Source organism: Pseudomonas sp. IT-P176 (assembly GCF_949767245.1).
GTDB lineage: Bacteria > Pseudomonadota > Gammaproteobacteria > Pseudomonadales > Pseudomonadaceae > Aquipseudomonas.
In genome coordinates, this window is the sequence record NZ_CATKPN010000035.1 from 58,231 (window position 1) to 78,574 (window position 20,344).

A 20,344-nucleotide genomic window follows, 5' to 3' on the forward strand; every position below is an offset into this window, starting at 1 on the left:
TCGGGCACGCTTGAACGTCTAGCCACCGGTCTTTTGTGCAACGGCCACGGGTGGATGACGCGCGGTGATATCGAACAGCGTGTAAGCCAGCGTCAAGTGCTTCACATCCTTGGGCATATCGCGATCAACGATGAAACGTACCGGCATCTCGATCTGCTGACCGGGCTGCAGCACTTGCTGGGTAAAACAGAAGCATTCGGTCTTGTGGAAATACATCGCCGCCGCGCTAGGTGAAATGCTCGGCACCGCCTGGGCGCTCATCGGGTGGCTGCTGGGGTTGCGGGCGATGAAAATCATCTCGTTCACCGCACCGGGGTGGACCACGATGTCATCGGACTTGGGATAAAACTCCCAGACCATGTCGATCGCATTGGTGGACAGGAACTGCACGCGTACCTGGCGCGACTCGTCCACCTGCTGCTCGCCGGAATACTGCCCGCCAGTCTTGCCATTGATTCCCAGCGCCTTGCACATCACGTCATAGATCGGCACCAGGGCAAACCCGAAGACAAACATCGCCGCCACCACCAGCAATAAGCGGGTAACCAGTTTTTTCGTGGAGATCGAATCAGCCATGATTCATGACCTCCGCCGAGAACCCTGCCGGGGCGTTCATTTCACTTCCGGCGGGGTGGTGAAGGTGTGATACGGCGCGGGCGAGGGAATGCTCCACTCCAGGCCTTCGGCGCCATCCCATGGCTTGGCCGGTGCTGGCTCGCCGCCGCGAATGGTCTTGATCACGATGAACAGGAAGAAGATCTGCGTGGCGCCAAACATGAAGGCGCCAATCGAAGACACCATGTTGAAATCGGCAAACTGCAGGTTGTAGTCGGGGATCCGGCGCGGCATGCCCGCCAGCCCGACGAAGTGCATCGGGAAAAACGCCATGTTCATGCCGATGAAGGACAACCAGAAATGCAGTTTGCCCAGGGTCTCGTCATACATGTGCCCGGTCCACTTGGGCATCCAGTAGTAGGCGGACGCGAAGATCCCGAAGATTGCCCCCGGCACCAGCACGTAGTGGAAGTGCGCCACCACGAAGTAGGTGTCCTGGTACTGGAAGTCCGCCGGCGCGATGGCCAGCATCAATCCGGAGAAACCGCCGATCGAGAACAGGATCACGAACGCCACGGCAAACAGCATGGGCGTCTCGAACGTCAGCGAGCCCTGCCACATGGTACTGGCCCAGTTGAACACCTTGACCCCGGTGGGTACCGCGATCAGCAGGGTGGCGTACATGAAGAACAGCTCGCCCACCAGCGGGATGCCCACCACGAACATGTGGTGCGCCCAGACGATGAACGACAGGAAAGCGATGCTCGCCGTCGCGTAGACCATCGAGGTGTAGCCAAACAGCGGTTTGCGCGAAAAGGTCGGGATGATCGAGCTGACAGCACCAAAGGCCGGCAGGATCATGATGTACACCTCGGGGTGACCAAAGAACCAGAACACGTGCTGGAACAGCACCGGGTCACCACCACCGGCGGCACTGAAGAAGCTGGTGCCGAAGTGGATGTCCATCAGCATCATGGTCACGCAACCGGCCAGCACCGGCATCACTGCGATCAGCAGGAAGGCGGTGATCAGCCAGGTCCAGACGAACAATGGCATTTTCATCAGGGTCATGCCGGGGGCGCGCAGATTGAGGATGGTGGCGATCACGTTGATCGCCCCCATGATCGAACTGATACCCATCAGGTGAATCGCGAAGATGAAAAAGGTCACGCTTTCCGGGGCGTAGGTCGTGGACAGGGGCGCGTAGAAGGTCCAGCCGAAGTTCGGTCCGCCACCAGGCATGAACAAGGTCGAGACCAGCATCAGGAACGCTGCCGGCAGCAGCCAGAAACTGAAGTTGTTCATCCGCGGCAGGGCCATGTCCGGCGCGCCGATCATCAGTGGGATCATCCAGTTGGCCAGGCCGACAAACGCCGGCATCACCGCGCCGAAGACCATGACCAGGCCATGCATGGTGGTCATCTGGTTGAAGAACGCCGGCTCGACGATCTGCAGCCCGGGCTGGAACAGCTCGGCACGGATCACCATGGCAAACGAGCCACCGAGCAGGAACATCATGAAGCTGAACCACAGGTACAGCGTGCCGATGTCCTTGTGGTTGGTGGTCAGCACCCAGCGCATCAGGCCCTTGGCAGGGCCATGGGCGTGGTCATGGCCGGCATGACCATGGTCATCGATCACTGCACTCATGTCCTGACTCCTGTAGACGGATGGACTGGGCGGCTCGAGGCATCACGCCCCAAGCGCTCACGGGAACATGCAATCGACCGCCTCATTTGCTTTCCTCCTGCTTGAGGGCCAGCACGTCTTTTGGCGTGACCATGTCGCCCTTGTTGTTGCCCCAGGCATTGCGCTCGTAGGTCACCACGGCAGCGATATCGACTTCCGACAGTTGCTTGCCGAACGCCGCCATGGCGGTGCCTGGCTTGCCGTGGAAGACAATGCCCAAGTGATCCGCTATGGGGCCGGTGGCGATTTTCGAGCCCTTGAGCGCCGGGAACATTGGCGGCAAGCCCTGGCCTTCAGCCTGGTGACAGGCCACGCAGGTGGTGTGATAGACCTTGTCGCCGCGCTCCTTGAGCTCCTCCAGCGTCCATTCCTTGCTGGTCAGCTCTTTGAGCTTGGCCGCTTCGGCCTTGCGCTCGGCCAGCCAGGTGTCGTAATCGGCCTGGCTTTTGACGTCGACCACAATGGGCATGAAGCCGTGGTCCTTGCCGCACAGTTCAGCGCACTGGCCACGATAGATCCCGGGCTTGTCGACCCGGGTCCAGGCCTCGTTGACGAAGCCGGGGATCGCATCGCGCTTGACCGCAAAGGCCGGCACCCACCAGGAGTGAATGACATCGGCGGAGGTCACCAGAAAGCGCACCTTGGCACCGATCGGCAGCACCAATGGCTGATCGACCTCCAGCAGGTAGTGTTCGCCCTTGGCGCTCTGGTTGCGGATCTGCTCTTGCGGGGTGGCCAGGTTGCTGAAGAACTCGACGTCCTGGCCCAGGTATTTGTAGTGCCACTTCCACTGATAGCCGGTGACCTGGATATCGATATCCGGCTCACTGCTGTCGTACATCTTGATCAGGGTGGCGGTCGCCGGAACAGCCATGGCGACAAGGATGATGAAGGGCACCACGGTCCAGAGGATCTCGACCGTCGTACTTTCATGGAATTTGGCGGCCACCTGCCCGGTGGAGCGCCGATGCATGATCATCGACCAAAACATCGCACCGAAGACGATGATGCCGATCACTACACAGATCCAGAAAATGGTCATGTGCAGGTCGAAGACTGCGTGACTGATTTCAGTAGCCCCAGGCGCCATATTCACAGTCCAGGCGGCTTGCGCCTGGCTGAAAATCGACCACAACAGGAGGCCCATCCAGACTTGTGGATGTCGCATCATTGCGGGTTCCCCTTATCGTTCTTGTTATCCCGCCGGCTTTCACCTGCGTCCAAGGGAGCGGCTGCCTAGACTACGAACTTAAACCGCCAAGCCTTGCTGCACATGCAGTCGGGCGTCATCAGCTAACTTCATACAGAACCGAGTATAGACAGCGAGTGGGACCTCGCAACGCGATGGCGTAAATCAGCTGAAACACCTGGGGCTTGCGCCGCAGGCTGCGGATGGAGAAGGATGTGACCAGGTGATGGCAAATCGATATAACTTGGATGCATCAAAGGTGAAACAATTATGACAAATACGTCTTAACGGTTTTCATAAGCAAGCTAACTTATGTCTTCCCCTATTTCCTTGCCTTCGTTTCCTGGAGTTTTCATGAACACCGCCGCATTGCGCGAGCAGATTCAACGTGCCCATTTACATGAGTCCGAAACCGGTCAGCTGACCCGTCAGCTGGAAGTCCAATTGCCCCACCTGCATGCCGCTATCCAATTGCCGGACGTCGACGCCAAGGGCGTGATGACCCGTTTTGTGGCCGCCTACATCGACCAGGTCCCGGACCTGCTCGACGCTGCCAACGAAGTCGCGCGCGAAGCCGGGATCGAATCACAGATCAAGCCGGTCCTGAAGATCGCCGAGCAGTTCTTCCTCCAACCGCCGGCAATCATGAACGGCCACGTAGGCCTGGACAGCCTGCTGGACGAAGCCTACCTGGCCCATCGCCTGGTAGAAGAAGTGAACGACCTCTACATCAAACATTTCGGCCAGCCACTGATCCCCTTGGACATGACTGTCGCCAACCTGATTGCCCACCAACTGATCGGCGAAGACTTCGCCAATCAACTGGATGAGGCGGTTCATCACGCCGTTGACGAAATGCTCAACGAAGACAGCTTCGCCCTGGAGTCCGTCGAAGCCTATCGGGAAAAACTCAACAGCCCGGACACCGGTGCCGCCTGGAAACGCTGGCCGTGCCTGTCGCGCCAACTGGGTGTGGGCCTGGAGCTGGATCAACCAGCCGCCTGACCCCTCCAACACTTGTGGGAGTAGCCTTGCTTACTCCCACAAGGACTTTGACCGGCTGAACCTCAGCCAGAAACATCACCCTGCAAGCCAGCAGCTTCCTTGGCTGAAGCGCTTTCAGTCGCCCCCTCCATGAGCCTTCCCCGGATTGATTCGGTATGGCGAAGCCTGCACGCTTTTTCAGCCGCCCCGACCCGCCACGCAAGATCTAGAAGCGCGCCTTGGGCGTCGCCATGGGGATCGGAAGGCTACCGTCCAAAGGCAAGAAGCAGCCCTTGTCCGCGTCGTAGGCTTTTATTTCACTGGATTCGATACTGTAGACCCAGCCATGGATGAACAACTGACCGTTGGCCATGCGCGAAGCCACTGAGGGGTGAGTACGCAAATGCTGCAGCTGGGCGATCACGTTTTCTTCGGTCAGTACCTGCATGCTTTCGTGTTCGGTGGCGCACTGACAGTTGTCCTGGACCATGCTTTTGGCGACTTCCGCATGAACTAGCCAGGCTTTGACCGTGGGCATCTTTTCCAGGCTCTGCGGGTTGAGGACCGCCCGCATGGCGCCGCAATCGGAGTGCCCGCAAATGATGATGTGCTGAACACCCAGCGCCAGCACGGCATATTCGATGGCCGTAGACACACCGCCATTCATTTGCCCGTAAGGCGGGACGACGTTGCCCACATTGCGCGTGACGAACAGGTCGCCTGGCGCGCTTTGCGTGATGAGTTCAGGGACGATTCGCGAATCGGCACACGCGATAAACATTGCCCGTGGCCGCTGGGCCGTAGCGAGCTTCTTGAAGAGTTCTTCCTGTTGCGGGAAGACTTCATGATGAAAATGCAGAAAGCCGTCAACAATGTGCTGCAGCGCTGCATCGGCGCTTTCAGCCTCTGGAAGGGCTGAAGCCGATGCAGCCAACGGTGGCTTGTCTTTGTCACTCATCACTCATCCTCGTTGGCACATTAGGGGGGTGCCCCAGAGTTTACATCACTCAGGTGCAATGCAAACGACGGTGGCGTCACCCACAAAGAACAAGCCAGACACCGCAATAACCCTCGGACTTAATTGAGACTGAACAAAGACAATTGAGCAGCATATGCGACAGTTCAACACTTGTGGCACGAACAATCGCTACGAATACATTAACAGCAACACCTAATCCTGACTGGGCAGCGAACAACTTTTATGCCTGGCTCAAGAAACAAAAAGAAAGGCTTTAAGCCTACTTTATTCTGAAATTCTCATTAATCTAACCAGCAAGTGCACCAGCACTTGAAAACTAAAAACACCTTCAAAGGAATGAACCCAATGACTGCTTTTGTCGAAACCATGAACGAACTTCGCGCCCACCACAAATCCGTGTTGGCGGGTGGCAAACAACAACCCGCGCGTAGTTTCTCCATGCCCAATGCTACCCAACTAGATGACGTTTCCCCAGATGAAACAATCGCACTGGAAGAACTGAAATCGACAGCAAAAATGCTGGCTACCACCCAGAATCAGAGCGTAGAACTCAGCATTACCAACGACGCCCAAAACTTGAGCAACGCTGCGGGTGATGCAGCTGCCATTGCGACATTCAAACAGCAAATGAATGAAAGACGCGCCTACGAAAAAGAGCAATCCGAAAAAAATATTGACCGGATTTTCGACAAGGCCATTGAAATCGGCGAGCGGCATCCGAACGCACAAAAAGCAATAATGTCCACAACTGATATTATTTTCAATCTATTCCGAATCATGTCGGAAAAACTCAATGCCTTCATTACAAAAGTTGTAGCCGAAACTATCACGTGGGTTAAAAACGCCTTCGCCGATATCAAGTCGACTTTCAATAATATTAGCGGCTGGATTCAAGGCTGGTTTACCAGTTAATTAATTACGCTAGTAACTCTGAGCACCCGACGTCCCAGTGCTGTAATCCAAGACCAAGGACAGGCTTGGCAAGTTACGGTCAACCTGGGGCGTCGGTACATTATCCGTCTACCGACACCCCCTTGATACCTGAGTAGTTGGCCGAAGGTCTGGTTAAGCGAAGCTGGCGCAACCAGCGGCTGGTAATACGTATCTCAATCGGAATCGACCACCTGGCAACAAGCGCCACAAGCCAAAAACCGACATTAACGTACCGTTACGCATATTACGTACCACGATAAAACAGGCCTAATCGTTATCTACAATAACGACATCTGCGCACCCGGAGGACAAAAAGCCGTGCAATCGAGGTTGAACCCCTCACGCTGATTCAGCCCCAGCCGCTTCATTGCCTTGGCAAACCGTTGTGCCAGCAAGTCAGCGAACGGCCCCTCACCGCGCATTCGCACGCCAAAGCGACTGTCGTACAACTCGCCGCCACGACTCTGGCGTATCAGGCTCAGCACATGCGCCGCTCGTTGCGGGTAATGCGCCGCCAGCCATTCCTCGAAGAGCGGTGCGACCTCCAGCGGCAGACGCAACATCATGTAGGCCGCGCTCTGGGCACCAGCCGCCTGGGCGGCCGCCAGCAGACTCTCCAACTCGCTATCGTTGATCATCGGAATCATTGGCGAGCACAGCACGCCCACCGGAATACCTGCCTCACGCATCACCCTGATGGCCCGCAATCGTGCCTTGGGCGCCGCTGTACGCGGTTCAAGAATGCGCTTGAGCTCGTCGTCGAGACTGGTCAGGCTGATCATCACCGCCACCAGCCGCTGCGAAGCCAATTCGGTCAACAGATCCAGATCGCGCAGGATCAGCGCCCCCTTGGTGATAATCGTCACTGGATGCCGATAGCGTAGTAGTACCTGGAGAATTTGCCGGGTAATTCGGTGTTCGCGCTCGATCGGTTGATAGGGGTCGGTATTTGAGCCGAGATTGATCGGCGCGCACCGGTAGCCACGCTTGGACAGTTGCTCCTCAAGCACATCGGCGGCGTTGGTTTTGGCAATCAGCCGGGTCTCGAAATCCAGACCGGGGGATAGGTCCCAATACGCATGGCTGGGCCGCGCGTAGCAGTAGATACAACCGTGCTCACAGCCCCGATATGGATTGATCGAACGGTCGAAGGGTAAGTCTGGCGAGTTGTTGCGGGTGATGATGGTCTTCGCCGTTTCAATGCGCACCTCGGTGCCTTGGGTCAGCGGCACTTCCTGGTACCAACCATCGTCTTCGGCGACTGAGCGGCTCGACGCGAAGCGGTTGTACGGGTTTGTTGCGGTACCACGACCGCGCGGGGGTAATGGCGAATTCATGGAGGAGCCCTTTGACTGTATGAATATACAGTACACCCCGAACCATTCTCCGCCTAGTGCCGTTCGGCACCTGCACAACGCTAATGAGCGCTCTTATAACAACACAATGAACTTGGCGACATGCTGCGTTACAACAATGAAGTGGCGATCGTCAGGTGCACCTCGATAGTATCCAGACGTTCGTTTATAACTTTGATCATTATTTAAAAGGATTTAATAATGTCGTACTTCAATCGTCGTGGCATTTTTCTGCAAAAACTGGGTCCCACTGTGGTTGATCCAAATGAAGTCCTGGTGTCCATGCAGTTTGCATTAAAAGAGTCAGGCTGGGATCAGCAAAACGAGGCGCCGACCGAGGCGTTGCTGGACTCCACCACAATTATTGCGTCCTCCTACGATGGCGGCCAGTCGTTCAGCATTGCCAACATCAACAAGGATGTCGATGATGACCGTGATATCGATGAGGATGACAAGGCAAAACTCCTGGCCTTGGCAAAAGCCTACGCCAGTATTACCAGTCCTTGAATTGAACTTATAAGTCGAATGATATTAAAGTGGATTAAAGTTAATGGCTGATCATAAATCAGCACATTAGCCTGAACAAAGCCGGCTTCTCAGAGAGCCGGCTTTGTTAGTTGCCGTTACTGTGCCTCGTCAGTTTTTTTCTTCAACTTCGGGTTCACAAAGAACTGCACAGTCTGAACCTTGGTATCAGCCACCTTCACGGCACTGGTGTTGACCCGCGTCCCCAACTCCTTGGGAACCGACAGACCCTGCTCATTGAGTGTGTCCGAGTAACCGCACGCCACGCATTCGCGGTGCGGTACGTCGTCTTCACTCCACATCATCAATTTGTCCGGCTCGCTGCACGCCGGGCACACTGCTCCCGCGATAAAGCGCTTCTTGGTTATGCTCACAGGCCCATCACTCATGCTGCCGCGCCCTCATCCAGGCCGCTGTGGCGCAAGAGTGCGTCAATCGACGGTGCACGTCCGCGGAAGTCGACGAACAGCACCATTGGCTCCTGGGAGCCTCCACGCGCCAGGATCGCCTCACGGAAGGCCCGACCGGTCGCAGCGTTGAGTACACCTTCCTCCTCAAATCTGGAGAACGCGTCAGCCGACAGCACTTCCGCCCATTTGTAGCTGTAGTAACCCGCGGCGTAACCACCGGCAAAGATGTGCGCGAAACTGTTGGGGAAGCGGTTGTAGGCCGGCGCACGCATGACCGAGACCTCGTCGCGCACGCCTTCGAGCACCTGCAGCACGCTGCGACCATCGCCGTGGGTGGCGTGCAGTTCGAAGTCGAACAGGGAAAACTCCAACTGACGCACCATCATCAGGCCCGACTGGAAGTTCTTCGCCGCGAGCATTTTCTGCAGCAAGTCCTGTGGCAGTGGCTCGCCGGTTTCATAGTGACCGGAAATCAGCGCCAGGCCTTCCGGCTCCCAGCACCAGTTCTCCATGAACTGGCTCGGCAACTCGACCGCATCCCAGGCCACACCATTGATACCGGATACACCCGCATGCTCGACTCGGGTCAGCAGGTGATGCAAGCCGTGGCCAAACTCGTGGAACAGGGTGGTGACTTCATCATGGGTCAATAGCGCCGGCTTGCCACTGTCGGCCGGGGTGAAGTTACACACCAGGTTGGCTACCGGGCTTTGCAGAACACCCTCGGCAGTGCGACGACGGTCGCGGGCACCGTCCATCCAGGCACCACCGCGCTTGTTGGCGCGCGCGTACAGGTCGAAGAAGAAGCGGCCAACGTGCTCGCCGTTTTCCTTGATTTCGAATAGGCGAACATCCGGATGCCAGGTGTCGAACCCCGTCTGCTCGGCGATCTCGATGCCGTACAGGCGTTGGACGATAGCGAACAGACCGCCCAGTACTTTATCGATCGGGAAGTACGCGCGCAGCGCCTCTTGAGCGACGCTGTAACGCTGCTCACGGAGTTTTTCCCCGTAGAAACCACTGTCCCAGCTTTGCAGGTCAGCACAGCCCTGTTCGGCCGCATAGGCCTTCAACTGCTCCAGATCCTGGGCGGCGAACGGCTTGCTGCGCTTGGCCAGGTCCCGCAGGAAGCTCAGGACCTGATCGCTGGACTCCGCCATTTTGGTCGCCAGGCTCAGTTCCGAGAAACTGCTGTAGCCCAGCAGCCGGGCCAGTTCCTGACGCAAGTCGAGGATCTCTTCCATCACCGGCCCGTTATCGTTCTGACCGGCGTTGGGACCCTGGTCCGACGCACGAGTGCAGTAGGCGGCGTAGACTTCTTCGCGCAATGCACGGTCATGGGCGTAGGTCATTACCGCGAAGTAGCTCGGAAACTCCAGGCTGATCAACCAGCCATCCAGCTCCTTGGCTTGCGCCGCGGCGGCCATTTGCGCCTTGGCCGAATCCGTCAGGCCGGCGAGGGCGGCCTCCTCGGTGATGTGCTTGGTCCAGGCCTGGGTGGCATCGAGCAACTGGTTGGAAAAGCGGCTGCCCAGTTCAGACAGCTTGCTCTGCACCTCGGCATAACGCTTTTGCTCAGCCTCCGGCAGGTCGATACCCGACAGGCGGAAGTCCCGCAGGGAATGTTCGAGGATGGTTTTTTGCGCCACATCAAAGCCGGCCGCCTGCGGGCTGTTGGCCAGGGCTTCGAAGGCCTGGAACAGTTCACGGTTCTGCCCCAGCTCGGTGGAGTAGGCGCTCAGCGCTGGCAGGCAGGACTCGTAAGCTTCACGCAATTCGGCGCTGTTGCACACCGCGTTAAGGTGGCTGACCGGGCTCCAGGCGGCGCCCAGGCGGTCGTTGAGCTCATCCATCGCCAGCACCAGGCCGGCCCAGGTCGGTTCAGTGCCCTGGGTCTTGAGGAGGTCGGCAATGGCAGCGCGGTTGTCCGCGAGTATCTGTTCGATGGCCGGTTGTACATGCTCGGCGCGGATCGCCGAGAACGGCGGCAGGTCGTAGGACTGCAAAAGAGGGTTGTTCACGCTCACGGTTGGCACCTTGGCTGGAAGAAACATTGCCCCATCTTAATTACAATCGACGCCAACCGCAGCTATCAGCAACAGAGAGAGAGCCTATCGTGTCCCTTCGCAAGTATCAGAACCACACTCCCGTGCTCGACCATGGCGCGTTTGTCGACGGTTCGGCAGTGGTGATCGGCGACGTCGAAATAGGCGCCGACAGCTCCGTCTGGCCGCTGACCGTGATCCGCGGCGACATGCACCGCATCCGCATTGGCCAGCGCACCAGCGTGCAGGACGCCTGCGTACTGCACATCACCCACGCCGGGCCATTCAACCCAGACGGTTTCCCGCTGCTGATCGGCGATGACGTGACCATTGCCCACAAAGTCATGCTGCACGGCTGCACCGTCGGCAACCGGATTCTGATCGGCATGGGCAGCATTGTGATGGACGGGGCCGTGGTCGAGGACGAGGTGATCATCGGCGCGGGAAGCCTGGTGCCGCCAGGTAAACGCCTGGCCAGCGGCTTCCTGTATGTGGGCAGCCCGGTAAAACAGGCCCGGCCGTTGACCGACAAGGAGCGCGCATTCTTTACCTACAGCGCGGCCAACTACGTCAAGCTCAAAGACCTGCATCTGGCCGAAGGCTACGACCAGCTCTGACTCTCATTCGGGAATTTTCATGCATTACCAAAGCGTTTTATTCGACCTTGATGGCACTCTGACCGACCCGCGCGAAGGGATCACCCGTTCCATCCAGTACGCCTTGGGCAAACTGGGGATTGATGAGCCGGACCTCGGCAAACTTGAACACTTCATCGGCCCGCCCTTGCTGCAGGCCTTCATGCAGTTCTACGCCTTCGACGAGGCCAAGGCGTGGGACGCGGTGAACTTCTACCGTGAGCGCTTCAAAGTCACCGGGCTCTATGAAAATCGGGTGTTCGATGGCGTCACACCACTGCTGGAAACCTTGAGCGGGCAGGGGCGAGAGCTGTATATCGCAACGTCGAAACCCTGGATCTTTGCCCGGGAGATCGCGCGCCACTTCGATTTCGACCGACACTTCAAGGTGATCTACGGCAGTGAGCTGGACGGCACCCGCACCGACAAGGTCGAACTGATTGCCCACCTGGTGGCCGAGGAGGGGCTGGACCCAAGCAGCACCCTGATGATCGGCGATCGTAAACACGACCTGATCGGCGCCAAGCGCAACGGCCTGGATGCCGCCGCGGTGGGCTATGGCTTTGGCAGCCTTGAAGAACTGAACGCCGAGCACCCAGCGTACTACTTCGAAACGCTGGCGCAGTTGCATCAAGCGTTTTTGCGCGACGATTAAGATTGTCATCGCGGGCAAGCCTTGCTGCTACAAGCGCCCCCCTTGGAGCGAGGCTTGCCCCCGATGGCGCCCCTTAGCCAGACAACGACCTCAGGGCCGCCTTGCGCTGCTGCGCCGGTAACGCACCTAACTGTTCGACGGCGTCGTAGAACCTCTGCCAATCCCCCGCCGACTGCCTGAACAACTGGGCAAACGCCGGCACCCATTGCTCGTACAGACCGAAGGGCAGCAGACGCGCGTTGTTAATGGGGGCGTAGATCCAGGCGTCGTAACGCTTATCGCCGGCCCATTGGCTGTCACGTAGGGTTCGGTAGTCGCTGCGCAAGCGCTCGAACTCGGCGTTCTTGCGCTGGCGCATCTGCTCACTCGGCAAGGGCAGGGCGTACAGGGCCTCCAGGCGCGTGCGACAGTCCAGCAGCAACTGGGTGAACTGCTCGCGCTGTCGCACCCGGGCGTCGTTGGCCGGGGGTAACCCGCGGGCTATGCGCCATTGCCGAGTGCCTTGCTGCTCAACGAAGGTGGCAAACGACTCGTTGAACTCAGTGTCGTCCTTCAGATAAAAACGCTGATGCGCCAGCTCATGAAAAATCAGGCTGGCCAGGCGCTCGTCGCCCCAGCCCAGCATCGAATTGAGGATCGGGTCATTGAACCAACCCAAGGTTGAATAGGCCTCCACGCCACTGATCGAGACATCCATGCCCTGCAGTCGCTGCAGGGCTGCCTCGCCCCGCGCCGCACTCTGGCGGTAGTACCCGCGGTAGGCCACGCACCCGGCAATTGGGAAGCAATGGTTCTGCGGACTGAGGGAAAATTCCGCAGTGACGAACACATTCCACACCACATAGGGGCGACCTAGGTCTGCGTAGAGGCGATAGCTCAGGTTGTCCGGCAGGTGCAGGTGCTGGCTGGCGAAGTCGCGGGCCTTTTGCGATTGCTCCAGGTGTGCGCGCAATGTCGCGTCGCTGGCCGGATCAGCCAGCACCTTGCTGACCGGCTCGCGAGCCCGCAGCAACTGCCACTGACCGCTGGCCAACTGGCTGTAGTAATCGACGCTGGCACAACCGTTGAGCAACAAAAACATCACAGCCGGAAACAAAACGCGCAAAACGCGATCAAGTAACCGATGGCTTGGAAGCAGCCTGATCACATCGAATCATCCTTGGGGAGTCTGCCCGCAAGACTATCTCGCCTGACTGGAGCTTCGCTATGCGCGTGTTACTGCTGACTGGAAGCCTGCTGATGCTGGCCGGCTGTGCTGGATTGCCCCAACCCGACCCGACGCAAGCCTGGATCGACTTTGCACCTCACCCTGAAGACGCTGCATTGCAAGCGCTGGAGGTGGATGACAAAGCCTCTGTGGACAAACGCTACTTCCAGGTTCCGCCCGGGCGCCATGAACTGACGGTGCGTTATCAGTTCACCGTCGATCCAACCAACATCGGCCCAGACGCCGAGCCGTTGTGGCGAGATTGTCAGTTGAGCGTGAAATTCAACGACTTCAACGCTGGCCAACGCTATCAGTTGCAGGCTGGCAACATTGGCTTTCGTCCTTGGGCCAAACTCTACGACGAACAGCGCAAAGTGGTTGGCCAGGCGCAACCAGCGGGCTGTCAGCGCAGCTGATCGGCGCTATGCTGAATGCCTGACCACCCGGAACTGAATCATGCACAGGTATTTGCTGTTCTTTGCCCTCGGCGCATTGTCTGCGTGCGCCGCCAGCCCCCTGCCGGATGTCAATCCGAACATGGCCTGGGTCGACTTCGCCATGCCAACCCCCGGCGGAAAAGTCCTGATGGCCGAGCGCCTGGACAATCAACCACAGCGTGATGGGCGTTTTTTCCAGGTCACGCCGGGCAGCCATGAACTGACCGTGCGTTTTGACTTTGAAGTGTTTGGCGGTGGCATGGGCATGAACACCGACCCGCAGGAGCGGTTGTGCTACATGACCATCCCTTACGAGCATTTCGAAGCGGGCCAGCGTTACCGGCTCGAGGCCCGTTCACTGGCCTTTACCCCCAGCGCCCGGCTGTACAACGCCCAGCGCCAGCTCGTTGCCGAAGAACGTCAGGTCAATTGCGTGCCCTGAGGCGTCTTAGCGGTCGTTCTTTTGATAGATGATTTTTTTGCTACCGCCGTCGCAGGTGCCGACCACCATGTTCTGGTCATGCACATCATCATTGCTGACAATTTCCAGCGTATAGGACGATACGTTGTTGGCCTGGATCTTGGCTTCGATCTCGGCCTTGAGTTCTTCGCACGGTTTTGGCGCCGCCAGGGCCGATGTGGCCAGCGCACCGCAGATAACCGCCAAGGCAAAACGTTTCATGGTTGAAGCTCCCTTGAAGCAGCGCGCACGGGTGTGCGCTTGGGCTGCTGTCATTTATTCGACCACAATTTCGCCCTGGGAGTTCTGATTTGTAGGAGTCGGCTTGTTGGCGAATCTGCCAACTCGTGGTGTCAGACAGGTCCGTTTCGCTGGCAAGCCAACTCCTATGTGGGGGAGGAGAGGTTCAACTGACGAGCGTGCCATCCAGGGTGATTGTCGCGTTCAGCACCTTGGACACCGGGCAACCTTCCTTGGCTTTTTTGCTCAACTCGTCAAATTGCTGCTGGCTGGCGCCGGGGATTTTTGCCTTGAGAATCAGGTGCACGGCGGTAATCGCAAAACCACCGTCGACCTGATCCAGGGTCACCTCTGCCTGCGTATCAATGCTCTCGGCCTTAAGGCCGGCGTCGCCGAGAATCATCGAAAAGGCCATGGAGAAACAGCCTGCATGTGCTGCGCCGATCAGTTCTTCGGGGTTGGTCCCCTTACCCCCCTCGAAACGCGCCTTGAAGCCGTAGGGGGCTTCCCTGAGGACCCCGGTTTCCGTGGAAATCGAGCCGATCCCTGTTTTCAGGTCACCTTCCCAATGTGCCGATGCTTTCTTCTTGATGCTCATGTGTGCCTCCTCAAGATCCGGCGCGAGAGTCGCGCCTTGATGGTTTTCGGTAGCTAAGGGTTCTGAGGATAGATGGCCGGACAAAGTTCACCCTGTCGGATAGAACCGCTTATCTGGTAGGCATTTTCAGGTCAGCTATTGAAACTCGGGTATATGCCCACATTGCATAGAACAGGCTTATACATTCGGCAGGTTTTCGTTAGTGAGAAAAGCCTGCATACCCCTTGGAGACGCAGGCTTATGAAACAACTGTCCGATATCAAGTTCTCGACCCTCGACCTGGTGCCCGTGCGGGAGAACGGCAGCCCGGCCCAATCCTTGCGCAACTCGCTGGACCTGGCGCAGCACGTCGAAAAATGGGGTTACAACCGCTTCTGGGTCGCCGAGCACCACAACATGGACGGCATTGCCAGCTCCGCCACCTCGGTGTTGCTGGGTTATCTGGCCGGCGGCACGTCGAGCATTCGTGTCGGCTCCGGCGGGGTGATGCTACCCAACCATGCACCACTGGTGATCGCCGAACAGTTCGGCACCCTGGAAAGCCTCTATCCGGGCCGCATCGACCTGGGCCTGGGCCGTGCCCCGGGTTCCGATCAACTGACCGCTCGCGCCTTGCGCCGTGAACGTTCCGGCAGTGCCGATGACTTCCCCGAAGACGTCGCCGAACTGGTGCGCTACCTCGGCCCCCGCACACCGGACCAACGCATCATCGCCATGCCCGGTACCGGCACCAACGTCCCGGTGTGGCTCCTGGGTTCCAGCCTGTTCAGCGCACAGCTGGCGGGCGAACGCGGTTTGCCCTACGCCTTTGCCTCGCATTTCGCACCGCGCTACATGCACGAGGCGATTCGCGTCTATCGCAATCACTTCAAGCCATCAGCGGTCCTCGACAAGCCCTATGTGATGCTCGGCGTACCACTGGTCGCCGCCGACACCGATGAGCAGGCCGAGTACCTGGCTACGTCGGTCTACCAGCGCATCCTCGCGCTGATGCGTGGGCAAAGCCTGGTTCAGCGCCCGCCCGTCGAGAGCATGGACGGCCTGTGGTTACCCCATGAGAAACAGGCAGTCGGGGATTTCCTCGGGCTGGCCATGGTCGGCAGTCCGGCAAAAATTCGCGGCAAGCTGGAAGTCCTGATCGAACAGACCCAGGCCGATGAATTGATCTTCACCTGTGACCTGTACGAGCACGCCGATCGCCTGCACTCCTACGAGCTGCTGGCGCAGGTGATGAGAGGCTGAGCACTTACCCCGCGCCCATAAAAAAGCCGACGCCAGAGCGTCGGCTTTTCACTTGCAGCGAATTCAAACTACTTCTTGTAGACGATTTCCTTGGAACCACCTTCACAGGTGCCTACGACTTTACCGTCAGCCGCAGTGCCCTTGTCGACGATTTCCAACGAATAACCTGACACGCCCTTGGCATCGAGTTTCGCTGCAATTTCCGCTTTCAGTTCTTCACAAGGCTTACCGGCCGCAAGGGTTGTTCCTGCGATGCTCAGCAAACCAATAGCCAGAATCAACTTCTTCATCGGTCACATTCCCTGGTCGGATCAATAGGATTAGCGTTTAGCCCAAGGCATCAGCGCTCGCAGATTAAGTAGCGCTTTGCCACTCCCTATGGCAATCGGCCAGCTCACAAGTTCAGAAATCTAGTTCATCTTCAGCTATTCGCAATCCGGAACCCGACCTTCAGCGTCACCTGGAAGTGCGCGGCCTTGCCGTCCTTGATGTGGCCTCGGGTTTCAGTGACCTCAAACCATTCCAGGTGCTTGATGCTTTTGCTGGCCTCAGCCAAGGCATTGTTGATGGCGTCCTCGATACTGGTGGGCGAGGAGCCAACCAGTTCGACTTTCTTGTACGTGTGGTGGTCTGTCATGGCGATCTCCTTGGGTGTTCCTACAGCCTAGCAGTGATTTTCGGTATTTCTTCTGTGGGCATTTCTGCTGCTAAGGTTCATATTTTCTGCACTTTCACGAACTGCTGGAGTCGGAACCAACACACGCTACTCAATCAATGCAGGAGAGCCACCATGGCCAACACCTCTTTACGTAAAGCCTCATTGCAAAGCATGGAAGCCGAGATCGAGAGTCTGCTCAAGTCGTTGGAAAGCCTGAAAAGTGATGCCTCGGACGAGTCGCTGAAAACCCTCAAGTCCCTCAAAAGCAATGCCGAGAGCGCGCTGAAACACTCGCGCAGCCTGCTCAGCGATGCCTATACAGAAGTCAAAGTGAAAACCCGTGAGACCGGGATCGCGACCCGCGATTACGCGCAGGAACACCCCTGGACCACCGCGGGTGTAGCCGTCGGGGCCCTGGGTTTGCTGGCGGCCTACCTGCTGTGCAAACGCGGTGATTAATCTGCCTGGCGCAGCTCGTTTTTGAGCCACTGCGCCAGCTGCCGAGCGCGTCCGTCCGCGGCGCGCTTGGGTAACCACAACGCCAGTTGCGCCGGGGTTTGAGAAAACCCCCACGGCGCAACCAGGCGACCCGCCTTCACGTCCTCGGCCACCAATGGCTGTGGGGCAATCGCCACACCCAGCCCGGCCACGGCCGCCTCCAGCAAGTAATACAAATGCTCGAAACCCTGGCCGAACTTCAAGGCCCCGGGGTCGAGTTGATTGTGCTGTGCCCAGCTGGGCCAGGCTTGCGGTCGCGATGTGGTATGCAACAAGGGTAATTCGAGCAAGGCACTGGCCGGTGCGTCACGCAGCGACTCATACCCGGAGAAGCGGGGGCTGAGCACCGGGCCGATTCGTTCGCTGGTCAGTTCATACACCTGCATATCCGCAGGCCATGGCGGCTCGGCGAATACCAGCAAGGCATCCAGGCCCGGACGACGCGGGTCCAGGTCACCTTCGCCGGCCGACAGGTGCAAGCGCAAATCCGGCAGATCGGCATTCAACCGCCCCAGGCGCGGAATAAACCAACGAGCCAGCAGACTACCGGAGCAGCCCAGGACAAAAGGCGCCTCGGCGTGGCCCTGAGTCAGCTCACCGCAGACCGTGCGCAGGCGCTCGAATGCCTCTGTGCTGGCGTCGCGCAGACGTACGCCGGCATCTGTGAGTTTCAGGCCGCGTCCGTCCTTGACGAACAGACTCACCCCCAAGTGCTCCTCGAGCACTTTCAGCTGCCGGCTGACTGCTCCATGGGTAACGTGCAATTGCTCCGCCGCCTGACTGACACTGTGCAGGCGGGCAGCGGCTTCGAAGGCGCGCAGGGCGTTGAGAGGGGGCAGGTCGTGGCTCATGGTATCTGTGAGTTTTCCTGACAGGTTGTGGCGATCTTATCGGTTTTCAGCCATCGACGTCAGGGGTAGAGTGAACGCCATTGTCACTTCACGCATTCAACTGGAGCGCCCCATGACCCAGACTAATCTGCGCAACGGCCCTGACGCCAACGGCCTGTTTGGCGCGTTCGGTGGCCGCTACGTCGCCGAAACCCTGATGCCGTTGATCCTCGACCTGGCCCGCGAATACGAAGCGGCCAAGGAAGATCCGGCGTTCAAAGAAGAACTGGCCTACTTCCAGCGCGATTACGTCGGACGTCCGAGCCCGCTGTACTTTGCCGAACGCCTGACCGAGTTCTGTGGCGGCGCCAAGATCTACCTCAAGCGTGAAGAGCTGAACCACACCGGCGCACACAAGATCAACAACTGCATCGGCCAGATCCTGCTGGCACGGCGCATGGGCAAAAAACGCATCATCGCCGAGACCGGCGCCGGCATGCACGGTGTGGCCACTGCCACTGTAGCCGCGCGTTTTGGTCTGGAGTGCGTGATCTACATGGGCACCACCGACATCGAGCGCCAACAGGCCAACGTGTTTCGCATGAAACTGCTGGGTGCCGAAGTGATCCCGGTAGTGGCCGGCACCGGCACCCTGAAAGACGCAATGAACGAAGCCCTGCGTGACTGGGTGACTAACGTCGACAACACCTTCTACCTGATCGGCACCGTCGCCGGCCCGCATCCTTATCCGGCGATGGTCCGTGACTTCCAGGCCGTGATCGGCAAGGAAACCCGTGACCAGTTGCAAGCCCAGGAAGGTCGTCTGCCTGACAGCCTGGTGGCATGCATCGGCGGTGGCTCCAACGCCATGGGCCTGTTCCATCCGTTCCTCGACGAGACCAGCGTCGAGATCATCGGGGTTGAAGCGGCCGGTCATGGCATCGAAACCGGCAAGCACGCCGCCAGCCTGAACGGCGGGGTACCTGGTGTGCTCCACGGCAATCGCACCTTCCTGCTGCAGGACGACGACGGCCAGATCATTGATGCCCACTCGATTTCCGCTGGCCTCGACTACCCGGGCATTGGCCCTGAACACGCCTGGTTGCATGACATCGGTCGCGCCCAGTACACCTCTGTGACCGACGATGAAGCCCTCGACGCGTTCCACAAGTGCTGCCGCCTGGAAGGGATCATTCCGGCACTGGAAAGCGCCCACGCCCTAGCCGAAGTGTTCAAGCGCGCACCGACCTTGCCCAAGGATCACCTGATGGTGGTCAACCTGTCTGGTCGTGGTGATAAGGACATGCAAACCGTAATGTTCCACATGGAACACTCTCAGCAGGAGAAACACTGATGAGCCGCCTGCAAACCCGTTTCGCCGAACTCAAAGAGCAAAACCGTGCGGCCCTGGTGACCTTTGTCACTGCTGGCGACCCCAGCTACGACACCTCCCTGGCGATCCTCAAGGGGCTGCCGGCAGCCGGCGCCGACGTGATTGAGCTCGGCATGCCATTCACCGATCCGATGGCCGATGGCCCGGCGATTCAGCTTGCGAACATCCGGGCCCTAGGCGCCAAACAGAACCTGGCGAAAACCCTGCAAATGGTTCGCGAGTTCCGGGCAAGCAACAACGACACACCACTGGTACTGATGGGGTACTTCAATCCTATTCACTATTACGGTGTTCCACGCTTCATCGCGGACGCCAAGGAAGCGGGGGTGGATGGCCTGATCGTGGTCGATCTGCCACCTGAACATAACGGCGAATTGTGCGATCCGGCCCAAGCCGCGGGCCTGGACTTTATCCGCCTGACCACCCCGACTACCGACGACGTACGCCTGCCAACCGTACTCAATGGCAGCTCCGGTTTTGTCTACTACGTCTCGGTGGCGGGTGTGACGGGCGCAGGTGCTGCCACCCTGGAGCACGTCGAAGAAGCGGTGGCCCGTTTGCGCCGCCACACCGACCTGCCGATCAGCATCGGCTTCGGCATCCGTACGCCAGAGCAAGCGGCGGCAATTGCCCGCTTGGCAGATGGGGTGGTGGTGGGTTCGGCATTGATCGACCATATCGCCAATGCCACCACGCCGGACCAGGCCATTGATGGTGTGCTGAGCCTGTGTGCGGCGCTGTCTGAAGGTGTGCGCAACGCTCGCGTTGGCTAAGTCTTGATCCCGTAACAGACAAGGGCCCGGAACCATGTTCCGGGCCCTTTTTTT

At 58.6% G+C, this 20,344-nt stretch carries 24 protein-coding genes; 11 read left to right on the forward strand and 13 right to left on the reverse strand.

Annotated features, from left to right (window positions below):
- Window positions 1–18: 18 nt before the first annotated feature.
- The 3 genes from ACM6IP_RS06290 to coxB all read right to left on the reverse strand — a co-directional run bounded on the left by ACM6IP_RS06290 (window position 19) and on the right by coxB (window position 3,415).
- Complete coding sequence (locus ACM6IP_RS06290; protein WP_095165124.1) at window positions 19–576, reverse strand: cytochrome c oxidase assembly protein; 558 nt, start codon at window positions 574–576, stop codon at window positions 19–21.
- A 36-nt stretch (window positions 577–612) separates the two neighbouring features.
- Window positions 613–2,205 carry a cytochrome c oxidase subunit I gene (gene ctaD / locus ACM6IP_RS06295; RefSeq protein WP_095165123.1) on the reverse strand — a complete coding sequence of 531 codons (1,593 nt, stop codon included), beginning with the start codon at window positions 2,203–2,205 and terminating at the stop codon, window positions 613–615.
- Between the two features lie 82 nt (window positions 2,206–2,287).
- A complete protein-coding gene (gene coxB, locus ACM6IP_RS06300) occupies window positions 2,288–3,415 on the reverse strand; it encodes a cytochrome c oxidase subunit II (RefSeq protein WP_095165122.1) in 1,128 nt (375 codons plus the stop codon).
- A 372-nt stretch (window positions 3,416–3,787) separates the two neighbouring features.
- Between coxB and ACM6IP_RS06305 the strand changes: the two genes are divergently transcribed.
- A complete protein-coding gene (locus ACM6IP_RS06305; RefSeq protein ID WP_095165121.1) occupies window positions 3,788–4,438 on the forward strand; it encodes a hypothetical protein in 651 nt (216 codons plus the stop codon).
- A gap of 205 nt (window positions 4,439–4,643) precedes the next feature.
- On the opposite strand, the gene ACM6IP_RS06310 is transcribed toward ACM6IP_RS06305, so the two are convergent.
- The gene (locus ACM6IP_RS06310) at window positions 4,644–5,375 is read right to left on the reverse strand and encodes a carbonic anhydrase (RefSeq protein WP_159992975.1); all 732 of its coding nucleotides are present in this window, start codon (window positions 5,373–5,375) and stop codon (window positions 4,644–4,646) included.
- Window positions 5,376–5,741: 366 nt separating this feature from the next.
- Here ACM6IP_RS06310 and ACM6IP_RS06315 point away from each other — a divergent pair, with 366 nt between their 5' ends.
- On the forward strand, window positions 5,742–6,308 hold the full coding sequence (locus ACM6IP_RS06315; protein ID WP_401129595.1) for a hypothetical protein: 567 nt from the start codon (window positions 5,742–5,744) through the stop codon (window positions 6,306–6,308).
- A 299-nt stretch (window positions 6,309–6,607) separates the two neighbouring features.
- Here ACM6IP_RS06315 and ACM6IP_RS06320 read toward each other — a convergent pair whose 3' ends face one another.
- Window positions 6,608–7,666 carry a PA0069 family radical SAM protein gene (locus ACM6IP_RS06320; protein ID WP_401129593.1) on the reverse strand — a complete coding sequence of 353 codons (1,059 nt, stop codon included), beginning with the start codon at window positions 7,664–7,666 and terminating at the stop codon, window positions 6,608–6,610.
- Between the two features lie 219 nt (window positions 7,667–7,885).
- Between ACM6IP_RS06320 and ACM6IP_RS06325 the strand changes: the two genes are divergently transcribed.
- The gene (locus tag ACM6IP_RS06325; RefSeq protein ID WP_414861163.1) at window positions 7,886–8,191 is read left to right on the forward strand and encodes a hypothetical protein; all 306 of its coding nucleotides are present in this window, start codon (window positions 7,886–7,888) and stop codon (window positions 8,189–8,191) included.
- 116 nt (window positions 8,192–8,307) lie between these two features.
- Here ACM6IP_RS06325 and ACM6IP_RS06330 read toward each other — a convergent pair whose 3' ends face one another.
- Both ACM6IP_RS06330 and prlC read right to left on the reverse strand, forming a co-directional pair.
- Complete coding sequence (locus ACM6IP_RS06330; protein WP_401129592.1) at window positions 8,308–8,598, reverse strand: YheV family putative zinc ribbon protein; 291 nt, start codon at window positions 8,596–8,598, stop codon at window positions 8,308–8,310.
- Window positions 8,595–10,673: an oligopeptidase A gene (gene prlC / locus ACM6IP_RS06335; protein ID WP_174244558.1), complete on the reverse strand. Its 2,079-nt coding sequence runs from the start codon at window positions 10,671–10,673 to the stop codon at window positions 8,595–8,597. The genes ACM6IP_RS06330 and prlC overlap by 4 nt, the downstream gene beginning before the upstream one ends.
- Before the next feature lie 62 nt (window positions 10,674–10,735).
- On the opposite strand from prlC, the gene ACM6IP_RS06340 reads away from it, so the two are divergent.
- Together ACM6IP_RS06340 and ACM6IP_RS06345 are read left to right on the forward strand one after the other, a co-directional pair.
- Window positions 10,736–11,281 (forward strand): gamma carbonic anhydrase family protein, encoded by a 546-nt coding sequence (locus ACM6IP_RS06340; RefSeq protein ID WP_095165114.1) that lies wholly within the window; start codon window positions 10,736–10,738, stop codon window positions 11,279–11,281.
- A gap of 19 nt (window positions 11,282–11,300) precedes the next feature.
- Window positions 11,301–11,954 (forward strand): HAD family hydrolase, encoded by a 654-nt coding sequence (locus tag ACM6IP_RS06345; RefSeq protein WP_095165113.1) that lies wholly within the window; start codon window positions 11,301–11,303, stop codon window positions 11,952–11,954.
- Window positions 11,955–12,027: 73 nt separating this feature from the next.
- Here ACM6IP_RS06345 and ACM6IP_RS06350 read toward each other — a convergent pair whose 3' ends face one another.
- Entirely contained in the window at window positions 12,028–13,101 is a 1,074-nt protein-coding gene (locus tag ACM6IP_RS06350) for an aminopeptidase (protein WP_414861164.1), read from the reverse strand.
- A 59-nt stretch (window positions 13,102–13,160) separates the two neighbouring features.
- Here ACM6IP_RS06350 and ACM6IP_RS06355 point away from each other — a divergent pair, with 59 nt between their 5' ends.
- Both ACM6IP_RS06355 and ACM6IP_RS06360 read left to right on the forward strand, forming a co-directional pair.
- Window positions 13,161–13,577, forward strand: coding sequence for a hypothetical protein (locus ACM6IP_RS06355; protein ID WP_414861165.1), 417 nt, complete (start codon window positions 13,161–13,163; stop codon window positions 13,575–13,577).
- 40 nt (window positions 13,578–13,617) lie between these two features.
- The gene (locus tag ACM6IP_RS06360; RefSeq protein ID WP_095165109.1) at window positions 13,618–14,040 is read left to right on the forward strand and encodes a hypothetical protein; all 423 of its coding nucleotides are present in this window, start codon (window positions 13,618–13,620) and stop codon (window positions 14,038–14,040) included.
- A gap of 6 nt (window positions 14,041–14,046) precedes the next feature.
- On the opposite strand, the gene ACM6IP_RS06365 is transcribed toward ACM6IP_RS06360, so the two are convergent.
- Both ACM6IP_RS06365 and ACM6IP_RS06370 read right to left on the reverse strand, forming a co-directional pair.
- The gene (locus tag ACM6IP_RS06365; protein WP_401129586.1) at window positions 14,047–14,280 is read right to left on the reverse strand and encodes a DUF1161 domain-containing protein; all 234 of its coding nucleotides are present in this window, start codon (window positions 14,278–14,280) and stop codon (window positions 14,047–14,049) included.
- A gap of 184 nt (window positions 14,281–14,464) precedes the next feature.
- On the reverse strand, window positions 14,465–14,896 hold the full coding sequence (locus ACM6IP_RS06370) for an OsmC family protein (protein WP_095165107.1): 432 nt from the start codon (window positions 14,894–14,896) through the stop codon (window positions 14,465–14,467).
- Between the two features lie 240 nt (window positions 14,897–15,136).
- Between ACM6IP_RS06370 and ACM6IP_RS06375 the strand changes: the two genes are divergently transcribed.
- On the forward strand, window positions 15,137–16,138 hold the full coding sequence (locus tag ACM6IP_RS06375) for an LLM class flavin-dependent oxidoreductase (protein ID WP_095165106.1): 1,002 nt from the start codon (window positions 15,137–15,139) through the stop codon (window positions 16,136–16,138).
- 68 nt (window positions 16,139–16,206) lie between these two features.
- Here the strand turns inward: ACM6IP_RS06375 and ACM6IP_RS06380 are convergent, their stop codons facing one another.
- Complete coding sequence (locus tag ACM6IP_RS06380) at window positions 16,207–16,428, reverse strand: DUF1161 domain-containing protein (RefSeq protein ID WP_095165105.1); 222 nt, start codon at window positions 16,426–16,428, stop codon at window positions 16,207–16,209.
- Between the two features lie 131 nt (window positions 16,429–16,559).
- Complete coding sequence (locus ACM6IP_RS06385) at window positions 16,560–16,775, reverse strand: dodecin (RefSeq protein WP_029290270.1); 216 nt, start codon at window positions 16,773–16,775, stop codon at window positions 16,560–16,562.
- Window positions 16,776–16,928: 153 nt separating this feature from the next.
- Between ACM6IP_RS06385 and ACM6IP_RS06390 the strand changes: the two genes are divergently transcribed.
- On the forward strand, window positions 16,929–17,255 hold the full coding sequence (locus tag ACM6IP_RS06390; RefSeq protein WP_095165104.1) for a DUF883 family protein: 327 nt from the start codon (window positions 16,929–16,931) through the stop codon (window positions 17,253–17,255).
- On the opposite strand, the gene ACM6IP_RS06395 is transcribed toward ACM6IP_RS06390, so the two are convergent.
- Window positions 17,252–18,145: a LysR family transcriptional regulator gene (locus ACM6IP_RS06395; protein ID WP_095165103.1), complete on the reverse strand. Its 894-nt coding sequence runs from the start codon at window positions 18,143–18,145 to the stop codon at window positions 17,252–17,254. The two genes, ACM6IP_RS06390 and ACM6IP_RS06395, sit on opposite strands and share 4 nt — an antisense overlap.
- A gap of 112 nt (window positions 18,146–18,257) precedes the next feature.
- Between ACM6IP_RS06395 and trpB the strand changes: the two genes are divergently transcribed.
- Both trpB and trpA read left to right on the forward strand, forming a co-directional pair.
- Entirely contained in the window at window positions 18,258–19,478 is a 1,221-nt protein-coding gene (trpB, locus tag ACM6IP_RS06400; protein ID WP_095165102.1) for a tryptophan synthase subunit beta, read from the forward strand.
- Window positions 19,478–20,290, forward strand: coding sequence for a tryptophan synthase subunit alpha (gene trpA, locus ACM6IP_RS06405; RefSeq protein ID WP_095165101.1), 813 nt, complete (start codon window positions 19,478–19,480; stop codon window positions 20,288–20,290). The genes trpB and trpA overlap by 1 nt, the downstream gene beginning before the upstream one ends.
- Window positions 20,291–20,344: the final 54 nt, after the last annotated feature.